Origin of the sequence: Haloimpatiens lingqiaonensis, from assembly GCF_901447495.1 — a bacterium.
Classification (GTDB): Bacteria; Bacillota; Clostridia; order Clostridiales; family Clostridiaceae; genus Haloimpatiens; species Haloimpatiens lingqiaonensis.
In genome coordinates, this window is sequence record NZ_CABDWS010000028.1 from 1 (window position 1) to 12,931 (window position 12,931).

General features: G+C 31.8%; 7 protein-coding genes. All 7 read right to left on the bottom strand.

Annotation, left to right across the window (positions count from 1 at the left end; translation table 11 throughout):
* Window positions 1–1,441 precede the first annotated feature (1,441 nt).
* The 7 genes from FGK85_RS07235 to pheT all read right to left on the bottom strand — a co-directional run bounded on the left by FGK85_RS07235 (window position 1,442) and on the right by pheT (window position 12,866).
* Window positions 1,442–2,455: an alpha-hydroxy-acid oxidizing protein gene (locus FGK85_RS07235; protein ID WP_138205148.1), complete on the bottom strand. Its 1,014-nt coding sequence runs from the start codon at window positions 2,453–2,455 to the stop codon at window positions 1,442–1,444.
* A gap of 248 nt (window positions 2,456–2,703) precedes the next feature.
* The gene (locus FGK85_RS07240; protein ID WP_138205150.1) at window positions 2,704–3,153 is read right to left on the bottom strand and encodes a 2-thiouracil desulfurase family protein; all 450 of its coding nucleotides are present in this window, start codon (window positions 3,151–3,153) and stop codon (window positions 2,704–2,706) included.
* Window positions 3,154–3,415: 262 nt separating this feature from the next.
* Window positions 3,416–5,785: an endonuclease MutS2 gene (locus tag FGK85_RS07245; protein ID WP_138205152.1), complete on the bottom strand. Its 2,370-nt coding sequence runs from the start codon at window positions 5,783–5,785 to the stop codon at window positions 3,416–3,418.
* Between the two features lie 241 nt (window positions 5,786–6,026).
* Window positions 6,027–8,423 (bottom strand): U32 family peptidase, encoded by a 2,397-nt coding sequence (locus FGK85_RS07250; protein WP_138205154.1) that lies wholly within the window; start codon window positions 8,421–8,423, stop codon window positions 6,027–6,029.
* A 229-nt stretch (window positions 8,424–8,652) separates the two neighbouring features.
* Window positions 8,653–9,660: a glycosyltransferase family 4 protein gene (locus FGK85_RS07255; RefSeq protein ID WP_138205156.1), complete on the bottom strand. Its 1,008-nt coding sequence runs from the start codon at window positions 9,658–9,660 to the stop codon at window positions 8,653–8,655.
* A 117-nt stretch (window positions 9,661–9,777) separates the two neighbouring features.
* Window positions 9,778–10,374 (bottom strand): cell division protein ZapA, encoded by a 597-nt coding sequence (locus FGK85_RS07260; RefSeq protein ID WP_138205158.1) that lies wholly within the window; start codon window positions 10,372–10,374, stop codon window positions 9,778–9,780.
* Window positions 10,375–10,487: 113 nt separating this feature from the next.
* A complete protein-coding gene (gene pheT, locus FGK85_RS07265; RefSeq protein ID WP_138205160.1) occupies window positions 10,488–12,866 on the bottom strand; it encodes a phenylalanine--tRNA ligase subunit beta in 2,379 nt (792 codons plus the stop codon).
* Window positions 12,867–12,931 lie beyond the last annotated feature (65 nt).

Below are 12,931 nucleotides of genomic sequence, written 5' to 3' on the forward strand. Positions count from 1 at the left end.
TTCAAACTCACTCGTTCCTCGTTCAGGCAATGAAAGCTTCTTAACGGGTATTCAAATTTGAAAACAAAGAATTTCTAAAGCTAGCTCAATAGTCTAAAAAAATATATTTATTGTTCCCTTAAAATCAGATTTTTCAGTTCATGCATATATCATCACGGGGGGGACAGCCTACTAAAGGATAATTTTCCGCCGCTTTGCTATGGAAAATCTTTAATCTATAAATAGAAAAGCGCTCATAATCTTTTATTGGCGATAGCCAGGCTAAATATATAAATATATAAATATCAAATATCAAATATCAAATATCAAATATCAATTATCAAATATCAATTAATGTGGATTTTCTTCATTTTATTCAGAAAATCTTTAAGTTATCCGATGACTACCTGCCGTAACACTCCCACTTCTAACAAAGTGGGAGATAACGGCAGCTACGTCCCTGGATAACGATCTCTTAGCTTCAGTTGGAGTAAAAATTCCATCTAAAGCTAAGAGATCTGTTTATAAATAAGGGACTCATAATATTTTTTAGGCGGAGCCTTTCGAAAAGTTATATGATACTTATTAAAATAAAATAGTAATTAAAATTCCATTCATTTTGCCGTAAGGCAATTGTTTATATAAATCTTAGTTTGTAGAAGAAAAAAGGTAAGAAGTAGGTAAGAAGTAAAAAGTAAGAAGTAATAGTTAAGGATAAAACTCAAGGAGTTTTTTATAATTAATTTGTGAATAAGTAAAAGGTAATAGTTGTGGTTAAAGGGCTGATAATCCCGCAGGCCTATAGGGCGCACAATAGCCATACTTTCACTTAACCCATAAAACATTAATAACCCTAATAAATAATTTTCAATTGCATTTTTTAAAGTAGATTACCCCAACCATTTTATATAATAAGTCTTTTATTATAAATCAGCTGGCTACGCCAAAAAAAACTTTTTAAGTGCTAAACTTCTGAAATTTTACCTATTACTTCTTAACCCTTACTTAATTTTCAATTGTCCATTGTCACTTGTCACTTCTTACTTCCTCCACAAATTCTAATTTAAGAAATTCCATAGGAATTTCAACATTAATTGATATTTGATATTTGATATTTAATATTTCTATATTTTCGCTGGCTACCGCCAATAAAAGATTTTTTAAGCCCTTAAAAGAAAAGATATAACTACTCCATTTAATGAATCAGTTATACCTTTTCCCACTATACCATTGCTTATATTTAATTAAAGATTTTCCGTAACGCAGTGGAGGAAAATCATCCTTTCCTAGCACCTAGTACCCAGTACCTAGTACCTAATCTTTTACTTCTTACTTAATTGTCAATTGTCCATTGTCAATTGTCCCTTAGTTCTTAGCGTATTGTTCACAGTCCAAAATTTCAATTTTATCACGGAATTAAAGGCAGCTTTTTCCTACGGCACTTTCTTCACAATCTATTCTTTTAGTATATTATTCTATCACTTATTTCTTTTATAGAATTACATCCCGTAAGCACCATAGCTGATTTTAAATCCTGCTTTAATGAATCAATGTATAACTTAACTCCTTCTCTTTCTCCTCCAAAGGAAGCAGTCACAAAAGGTCTTCCTATAAGAACCGCATCTGCTCCTAATGCTATCATCTTCAATATATCTACTCCTGTTCTTACTCCGCCATCTGCAAGAATAGTTACTTTACCTTTAACTCTCTCTGCAATTTCTGGAAGTACATCTGCAACTCCAGGAGTTTGATCTAATACTCTTCCACCGTGATTAGATACAACTATAGCATCTACTCCTGCTTCTACAGCAAGTTCTGCTTCATCTGGAGTCATTATTCCCTTTAGTATAAAAGGCAATTTAGTACTATTTACTATTTCTTTTATTTCATCTACAGTTTTTGGCATTACTGGTTTACCGTGGAGAGCTAATGTTATAAGTCCACATGCATCTATGTCCATGCCCACAGCAAAAGCTCCAGCTTCCTCTGCCATTTTTATTTTTTCTATAACATTTTTATTTTCCCAAGGTTTTATTATAGCAATACCTTGTCCATTAGCTTTTTTTAATTCTTCAAGATTAGTAATTAAAAATGAATCTACAGCAGTATCTCCAACCATAGGGTATGTTCCTGCATCTAAGCATCCATTTATAACCCAAGATATGTACTGCTCTTCAGTAAATTTTCCTCCCATATTTAAAGTAGTACCAGACACTGGTGCTGCAAATACAGGTATGTCTAATTTTTTACCAAACAACTCTGCAGAAGTATCTGGATTTTTTGCATTATGAATTACTCGCATATTAAGTTTATAAGAATCTAATGCTTCAATATTGATTTTAAAAGCATCTCCAGTACCCTTTCCACCCATACCAGGCACTTCTCCTGCACAAGCCTTTCCATTACATACTGAACACACTCTGCAGCTTCCATTTAAATTTTCCTTTGCATTTTTAAGTACATCTTTATAATTCATATCTTCCACTCCCCACTTTTTAGAAATAACAAAGATCAAATATTAAATATCAAATATTATCTTATATTATCTTAGCTTTCATACATAAATTTCAAGCTCTAAATTAAATGAATAAACATTTTTAATTTAAAATTTAGAATGTAAAATAAAAGTTAAACTTCCAAATGAATTCCTTAAATTTTAATTTTAAAAACTCCTAAAGGAGTTTTATCCTTCATTGTCAATTCTCAATTGTCAATTGTCAATTGTCATTTATCAATTATTTCATCTGTAATAACTTCTATTCCATTTTGCAAAAGCAATTCTGCTGTAACTCCATTGCCTTTTATTTTGTTTCCTGTAAAAGTTCCATCATATATTAGTCCACACCCACAGGAAGGGCTTTTTGCTTTTAATATAGCTTTTTTAGCTCTAACCGCCTGTGCTATTTTTAGGGTTTCATAAGCTCCTTTTATAAATTCTTTAGTAGAATCTCCACCCTTTGGATTTATAAGTTTAGCACTTCCTTCTAATACCTCTTTTCCAGTGCCGCCTTTTATTTCATGGGGTATTCTAGGTGTTGAAAGTCCTCCCAATTGCTCTGGACAAACTGGTATAGCCTTACCTTCTTTAACAAGTTCTAAAACCTTCTGGTTTAGATTATTACCACCACTGTACTTACAGTTTATTCCACAAAGACACGCACTAACAATTATCATAACTTTGCCTTCCTCCAACTATGAAATATAAAATATCAAAGTCCAAATATCAAATATCAATTACTAAGTGAACTCCCCCATCAGTTGCTCACGCTGAAGTGCGAGCTTCTTGGTTAAAATTCACTTTATCCATAAAAGCTTAAGTCACTCCCAAAAAATACTCAAAATACTAATTCCACAGATTTCCTTTAGCCCTCTAAAGAAAATCCTCCTGCTCTAGCACACTAGCACACTGGCACACTAGCCCACTATTTAACGCCCTCTACTTAATTTCTACCACCGTAACCCCAGTGCCGCCTTCTCCATAGTTTCCTAATCTATAATTTTTCACATGAGGATGTCTTTTTAGCATATCATTTATAGCATTTCTAAGCACTCCAGTACCCTTACCATGTATTATACTTACCTCTGATAACCCTGCCATGCAGGCATCATCTAAATATTTATCTGTAGTAAACACAGCTTCCATTGCATCCATTCCTCTTAAGTCTATAGATGTAGCTACAGTGGATAATCTTAATTTAGCTTCTCTTTTTTCCTTTGCTCTCTTTATTTTCTTTTCTTCTTTGCTTTCTTTAACGTATCTTAAATCTTCTAATTTTACATTTATTTTTAATATCCCAGCTTGCACAAGAACTTCACCCTTGTTATCTGGTTTAGACATCACTGTAACCTTTTGATTTAAAGAAGGTACAAATACCTCCTGTCCTTCTTCAACAGTAGTTAATTTTTCTCCATTATCTGATATGGTGTTTTGTATCTTATCATCAACAGATTCTAACTTATCCTTAAGTTTCTTTCTTTCTTCTTCTAATTCCCTTCTTACATCTGAAGAGTAACCCCTTCTCTCTAGTTCTCTTATATTTTTAAGTATGGAATCTGCCTCTTCTTTAGCCTCTTTTATTAATCTCTTAGCTTCTCTTTGAGCTTCCATAAGAGCTTTTTCTCTAGATTTATCTACTTTATATAGCTTTTCCTCATACTTCTCTTTTATTTTAGCTGCCTGCAGTTTAAGCATTTCTGTTTCTCTTGCATTTTGCTCTGCTTTTATACTTTTATCTTGAAGACTTTGAATTAAATCTTCAAATTGAAGAGAATCCTCAGCTATCTTTTCTTTTGAACTGGTTATTATATAATCAGGTAAACCTAATCTTCTTGAAATTTCAAAGGCATTGGATTTTCCAGGTATACCTATTAAAAGTCTATAGGTTGGTCTTAATGTTTCCACATTAAATTCCACAGATGCATTTTCCACCCCTGGTGCCTTTAGGGCATAGCCTTTTAATTCACTATAGTGAGTAGTTGCAACTATTTTACTTCCTCTATTTTTAAGTTCATCCAATATTGCCACTGCAAGAGCTGCTCCCTCTGTAGGATCTGTTCCTGCCCCTAGCTCATCAAATAATACAAGAGAATTTTCATCTGCCTTTTCAATAATATTCACTATATTAGTCATATGAGATGAAAATGTAGATAAACTTTGCTCTATACTTTGCTCATCTCCTATGTCTGCAAAAACTTCTTTAAAAAATCCTATAGTAGAATTGTCCCTTACAGGAATCATAATTCCACTTAACGCCATAACCTCTAGTAATCCCACTGTCTTTAATGTAACAGTTTTACCACCAGTATTAGGACCTGTTATTACTAGTGATGTAAATTCTCTTCCTAAATATACATCATTAGGCACCACTATATCTTTACTTATAAGAGGATGTCTTGCTTGAATTAAATCTATTACTCCCTCTTCACTTACTATTGGATTTGTACAATCATATTCACTAGCAAATTTAGCCTTTGCAAATATAAAATCTAATTCCCATACAATATCACCATTATTTCTTACTGCCACTATAGAATCATATATTCTAGAGGACAACATAGCCAAAATTCTTTCAATTTCAGCCTTCTCCTTTAGCCTTAACTCCTTTATTTCATTATTTAAATTAACAAGACCCATAGGCTCTATAAATAATGTGGCTCCTGAAGAACTTTGATCATGTACAAGTCCCTGCACTTGACCTTTATGCTCTGCCCTCACCGGAAGCACATATCTATCCCCTCTTATAGTATATAAGTTATCCTGTAAGTATTGAGAATAGTTTCTCATCATAGAACCAACTTTATCCTTAACAGAGGACTCTTTATCTTTTAAATTTTTTCTAATAGAATATAATGCAGAACTAGCTCTATCTGCTATTTCTTCTTCTCCAATTATGGCATTAAATATTTCATCCTCTATATTTTTAAGAGGTATAATTCCTATACATATATCCTCTATAACTCTGTAACCTTCTTCATCTTCCTTATGATATATATATTCCTTAAATCTTCTGGCACATCTAAGCATTTGTGCTATTTTAAGAAGCTGACCCGGCATTAAAGAAGCCCCTTTAGAAGCCATGCTTACAGCTTCTCTTACATCATAAACTCCTTCAAAAGGAGGTGCACCTTTTCTCACTAAAAGATCAAACGCCTCCTTAGTTTCCTCTAAATGCTCTCTAACCTCATAAACATTATCATAAGGCTGCAACTGATCTATAATAGATTTTGCCGCTGCAGTACTTGTAAACTTCTTAACCATGTCCTTTATTTTCTGATATTCTAAAACCCTAAGCGATTTCTCATTCATACTTCTATCCTCCTACTTATTCCAAAAGCTGCCATAACGGTAACTAACACACTGTAATATTTTTCTTCTATCCTTTCATCCAACTAATTGCTAGTTGAAAGTTGAGAATCGGGAGTGGAGAGTTACTACATAAACTAACGCACTTAATACTAGCACGCTAGCCCTCTAGCACACTAGCCCACTAACACTGGCACTCTAGCAAACTAGCCCACTAACACTGGCACTCTAGCAAACTAGCACTCTATTCTGCTCCTCTTCTAAAGTGCCCTCTAGTATAATTATTAAACTCCCCTTGCCATATTCCTTCATTAAAGCTCTTTAGAACTTTACAAGTTTCTTCGTAATTTTCATCAATAAAATCTATCCTAAAATGCTTTATACCTATTTTCTTAAGACTATCTAAATTAGGAATCAAATTACTACTTACGCTATTATATATATGACTTCTACAAAAATCATCTGTAATTATAGGGAACTCTGCTCCAGTTCTATCCTTTATTACAAAGCTTCCACTCTTGCATTTTCCATTACAATTTTTATCACTACTCATTCCCCCCATAACACTTCCAATAGGACAATACTGACTTACCATAAGCTCTGTCTTTCCATAAATAACGTATTGTGCTGGTATAGCTTCATTTTTTAATATATCTTTTATCTCTTCTCTGTTTAATTCTACACTTAAAGCACATAAATCCAATAAATTATCATAAAAATTCAATGCTTTACTATTAAATATATTGAGCTTATAATCGCCTATTATGGAAGTTCTGCCTCTAAACTTATTAATTATACCTAAGTTAGCCGTTACAATACCTAGTATTTTATCTAAATTCTTTTCTATATAATCGCAAGTCTTGATAAATTCCCCCTCTTTTAATATATTAGGTATTTTTAAATAAACCTTTTGATCTAAATCCCCTAAATTGAATTTTTCATTTTTTATAAATAAATCTATACATATACTTTTTACATGCATATCTAAAGCTGCCTTTAACTGTCCCTTTGTAGAAACTAAAACCACGCACTGCTCAAGATTTTTCACTTCTGCTTCATTTTTATCTGTTTTTGCATCTATTTTTCCGACTATGTTTTTATGTTCATTTACGACTTCAAATAGCTTTTCCCTAGAATTTGCTTCTTTAATATTATCATATATCTCCTGAACTAGTTCACGTCTCACATTATTTATAGAAGACATTGGCATAAAACCTTCCTCATAGCAGGAAAATTCCACTGGAGAAAACTCAAAAGGTGTGTCCTTAGTTTTACAAAGATTTTCTATAATTCTTTGCTGTTCTAGCGGTCTTTTTAATGCCCTTTGCACCACATCTCCTGTAATCTTTATTTCTTTTCCATTAAATTCTGTGCTAATTTCTATTTTTTCATCTATTTTAAATTTAACCTTTAAAGTCATATACACTCTCTTATTATATGGATTCTTATAGTAAAGGCTTAAATTTTCTAAAAGCTCTACATCAGAAGTTTTGTAAAGAATGTCTCCCCCTTTATAATTGCAAGGGAATATTTTAACCACATCCCCTTTATAGGCTTTTTCCACGTTGTTTCCATTTTTAATCATTTTAGATACAGTAAATCCCTTATCCCTAAATCTAACTCCGTCCTCTACCTTCAAATCCTGTTGAAGAGTAACAAATCCTGCATTATCACTTTTTCCTAATAACACCCCTGTATTTTTAGGAAAGTTATATGCCATCATGTCCTTTCCTTCATTTTTAAACATATACCCCTTAGAAAAACCCTCTCTATTAAAAAGTTGCTTAAGCTTATTCAAACCAGAATTTACATATTCTCCATCTATATATCCTTTTTCATATATACTGTCCAAAGCATTTCTATAGATGCTAACAACTCCAGCCACATATTCCGGTCTTTTCATTCTTCCCTCTATCTTTAGTGAAGAAGTTCCACTCTGAACTAATTCCTTTAAAAACTCTAAGCTACATATATCTTTAGGACTTAAAAGATATCCTTTTTTTTCTTCCCCCGTCACCTTATTTATAATGTTATAAGGCAATCTGCATGGCTGAGCGCACCTTCCTCTATTTCCACTTCTTCCACCAATCATACTGCTCATAAGACATTGGCCAGAATAACATATACAAAGGGCTCCATGTACAAAAACTTCTGTCTCTATATTTAAATCTTTTGATATATACTCAATCTCCTTAAGGGACATTTCTCTAGCTAAAACCACTCTCTTAACTCCTAACGAGCTCATAAGTTTTGCCCCTTCTCCATTATGCACTGTAGTTTGAGTAGATGAATGCACCTCAAAATCTGGGAACTTATCCTTAATAATTTTTATAACTCCCATATCCTGAACTATAAGAGCATCAACCCCTATATTATACAAAAATCCTATATACTCAGTAAGTTCCTTAATCTCTTTTTCTTTTATTAAAGTGTTAACAGTAATATAAACCTTAACCCCATAAGCATGACAATAATTTATTGCATTTATCATGGTTTCCTCATCAAAATTAGAGGCATAGGCTCTTGCGGAGAATTTATTTCCCCCTAAATACACTGCATCTGTTCCTGCCTGTACTGCTGCATATAAACTTTCTAAACTTCCTGCTGGCGCTAATATTTCTATTTTTCTTTCTGCGTTCATTAAAATCTCTCCCAATATGTAATATAATAATTATTATACACCAAATAGAAAATTCTTACTACTTATAGCTAAAATACACCTAATAAAATGTCTATATTATTATTTCCCAGAAAATAAATAAGGGAATGTTGCACTAAGAATTAATTCTACAATATATTATGTTAAATCCAAACTTGCAAAACATTATATTGTATGTAAATTTCTTAACGCCACAATCCCATATTTATATTTAACAGTTTTCTTTTTTATCTAGCATATCTATATAGTTTCTATAAATCTTATCTACACTTCTACCCCATTGATAATTCTCCTTAACATATTCTTTTAATTTATAATTCTTTCTTTTATTAATTGCTTCTTCTAAGGCTTGTGATATGCTATCTTCATCATAAGGATTGCAATAATAGGCCATATCCCCAAAATATTCTTCTGCACAACCCTCACTAGTAGATACTATATTGCACCCACAGGCTGCTGCTTCCAATGAAGACATACCGGGCTTTTCCACAAAACTAACCAAAGCATGGACTTTTGCAAATCTATAGGCATTGTATATATTGTAACTATCCATAAACCCTAAATACACTACATTTCTATATTTCATACATTTTTTAAAATACTCTTTATCCTTAACTTGGCCAATTATTACTAATTGAATTCCTAACTTTTCGCAAATTTTTGCTAAAAGCAACTGATTTTTTTTAGGTGATATTCTCCCAACACAAAGTACATATTTATTTAGTTTATATCTTTCCCTAAAATTATACAAAGGTATATCCTCATGTTCCACTTCTACCCCAGTGTACACAACTTCTACAGCATCACTACATATTCCAAATTCTCTTATAAGTAATTCCTTTTCCATATAACTATTTGCAAACACTCGGTGACATCCTTTTAATATTTCCTCTCTATATAAGTAAGCTTTTTTCCACAAATTTAATTTTTCTTCATCATTTTTATATAAATAGTATTTCTCTATATCCCAATATATAGGCGATATAACTAAAGGTTTTTTATATCCATGGGCAATTTTATAGTACTTATATATCTCTCCTACCCTAGTTAAATTAAATAAATGAATAATATCATACTCCGAAAAATCACTTATATGACCATTATTTATATACACATTAACTTTCTTTTCCTTAAGATACTCACAAGTTTTTAATACCTGTTTAGAATCCCCTTCAAAATTCCTCATATAATCTTCTCTCGTACATAGCAATACCTTCATTATGCCCTCCCCCTAATTAGTTTATCTTTTTAAATATTACTATGCAGATAAAAAAATAAATATCACAAAATAAAAATACTGCCCTAAATCTTTTACTAATTTAAGGCAGTAAATTAATTAACTACTTTTCTCTACACTTATATTCATTTTCTTTTTTGCTTTAGCTAAACCTATTTGGCTTTCTAAAAGCGTATTTTCTAAATTGATTATTTTATACTTAGCAGAATGTAATTGAAATTTTAATTCTTTATTCTCTGCTTTAAACTTGTTTTTGTCATACAAATAGCTTTTAGCACTTTCCTCTAGTATAGAAATCTGATCATTTAGATTTTCTATTATTTCATTCTTCTTTTCTATTTCTTCATGGTCAGTACTAGAATTCAACCTTTTCTGAAGCTCAGAATTATACTCCTCCAGATGTGTAATTTGCTTTTTAAGATATTGTATTTGGTCCTTTAAAAGCTCCTCATTTTTTTCAATATCCTTTGTTTTCTGAAGAAGCTCTTTATATATACCCTCTATCTTAAACATCTCATCTACAGAATTTAATGCAGTTAAAACAGCAGCAGCAGAAACACTTAACTTCTCATTGTTGTCCATTAAATCCTGCATTTTGTTATCCACATAAGTAGCTACCTTTTGAAGATATTCTTGACATTCTTCACCTTTTAAGTTGTATTCTAAACCATTTATTTTAACAGTAATAGTATTCATTTAAACACCCTCTTAGATAAAGTGAATATTATTTTAAAAATTATCCATATTTTATTATATTGTATCACATATTTATGCTATATAAAACACTAATAAGGGTTTACAATGAATTTTTATCTCAATTCTGCTCCTAATTTATACTCAAGAGATCTAAGTATTTTATCATGTACCTTGGTAACTTCCTTATCTGTAAGAGTCCTATCCTCTAATCTATAAATTAAAGCATATGCTACACTCTTCTTACCCTCTGGTATTTGCTTACCTTGGTATACATCAAATAATCTGTAGCTTTCTAGTAAGTTTCCACCTTGTTTTTTAATTATCTCTTCTATTTCTTGAACCAATACTTCCTCATTTACTAAAACAGCTAAATCCCTTGTTACTGCTGGGAATTTTGGAAGTGGTTTATATTTTCTTTCTAATACTGCATTTTGGAATAATATATCTAAATTCAATTCTGCCACATAACAGTTTTCACTTACTTCATAGTTTTCACATACATCTGGATGAATTTCTCCTAAAATACCTGCACACTCTTTTCCCACATATAATGCTGCTGTTTTTCCAGGATGGAAGGCAGTATTTTCACTTTCACGTTTAAATGAAGCTTTCTCCACTCCTAAAACTTCTAGTACATTCTCCACTACGCCCTTTAAATAGAAGTAGTCTGTATCTCCATACATTCCTATAGTAAGTATATTTCTCTCTTCTGGCAAGTTATTCTCATCTTCATCAGCTATATAAACTTTTCCTATTTCAAATAATCTAACCTCATCATTGCTTCTTGTATAGTTTCTTTGTAATGATTCCACCATAGAAGCTATGGTAGTGGTTCTCATTATGCTATAGTCTTCACCTAAAGGATTTTTTATTTTAACAGCTTTTCTAAGTTCACTATTTTCTGGTACTAATATTTTATCGAATATTTTAGGACTTACAAAAGAATAGCTTATAGATTGATTCAATCCACTAGAAATTAAAGCTTCTATAACTTTATCTTCTAGTTTTTGCTTTATATTTTTACCAGCTTTTGCAGTCTCGCTAGATGGCATAGTGCTCTTAACATTGTTATAGCCATATATTCTAACTATTTCTTCTGCTACATCTTCCTTTATATTTACATCTGATCTAAAAGTAGGCACTGCTATATGAAGCATATCTCCATTAATTTGAGTATTTAAATCTAATCTATCTAAATACTCTTTCATATTTTCTTTAGATATATCTATGCCTAAAAATTTATTTATCCAATTGCAGTCTACATCTAAAGTATGGGGTTCTAATTTTTCATTATATATATCTATAGTACCCTCTAAGACTTCTCCTGCACCTAATTCTTCTATAAGGTGGCACGCTCTATTCATAGCCATTTCCACTAAATTTGGATCCAAGTCTTTTTCAAATTTAGATGAAGATTCTGTTCTTAACACTAATTTTTTAGAAGAATTTCTTATGTTAACCCCATTAAAGTTAGCACATTCAAATATTATCTCAGCAGTATCTTCTTTTACCTCTGAATTTAATCCACCCATTATACCAGCTAAAGCAACAGTTCTATTTCCGTCCTTTATGCAAAGCATAGTGTCATCTAATGTTCTTTCTTCTTCATCTAAAGTTATGAATTTTTCTCCATTTACTGCTTTTTCTACAACTATCTTATTTCCCTCTATGTCTCTTCTATCAAAGGCATGCATTGGTTGGCCTAATTCAAGCATAACAAAATTAGTTATATCCACTATATTGTTTATAGGTCTAACCCCAGCCTCTAAAAGTCTTTCCTGCATCCATGAAGGAGAAGGTTGTATTTTAATATTTTTAACTCCCCTTGCCATATATCTTCTGCAAAGTTCATCTTTAACTTCCACTTTTAAAATATCCTCTATATTTTCACTGCATTTACTAGTGTAGTTTAATGAAGGTTTTTTATAGCTTACACCTAAAGTAGCTGCTGTTTCCCTTGCCATACCTAATATACTGAAGCAATCTCTTCTATTTGAAGTTATTTCAAAATCTATTAAAGCACTAGTCATCTCCACTACTTCTTTAATATCTTTTCCAACTGGAGTATCCTGTGGAAGTATCATAAGTCCGTAAACTGGTTCATCTCCTGCTATGCCCAGTTCTTCTTCTGAACAAAACATACCATTAGAAACTACTCCTCTTAATTTACCTTTTTTAATTTTAAGTCCTCCATGTAATGTAGAACCATGTAGAGCTGTAGGAACTACATCCTGCTCCTTCATATTTGTAGCTGCTGTAACTATTTGTATAGGCTCTTCCTTTCCTATATCCACTTGGCATATAGAAAGCTTATCTGCATCTGGATGTTTTTCTATCTTTATTAACTTTCCTGTAACAACATTTTGTATTTCATCTCCAGTTACAATAAGTTCCTCAACCTTTGACCCTGACATGGTCAATCTATCTGCTAACTCTTTTGGTGAAACATTTATATCAACATAATCCTTAAGCCATTTTACTGGTACTAACACTCCACTCTACCTCCTATTATTAATTTCCAATCTATTATTAATTTCCAGTCTTTTATTAAATTCTA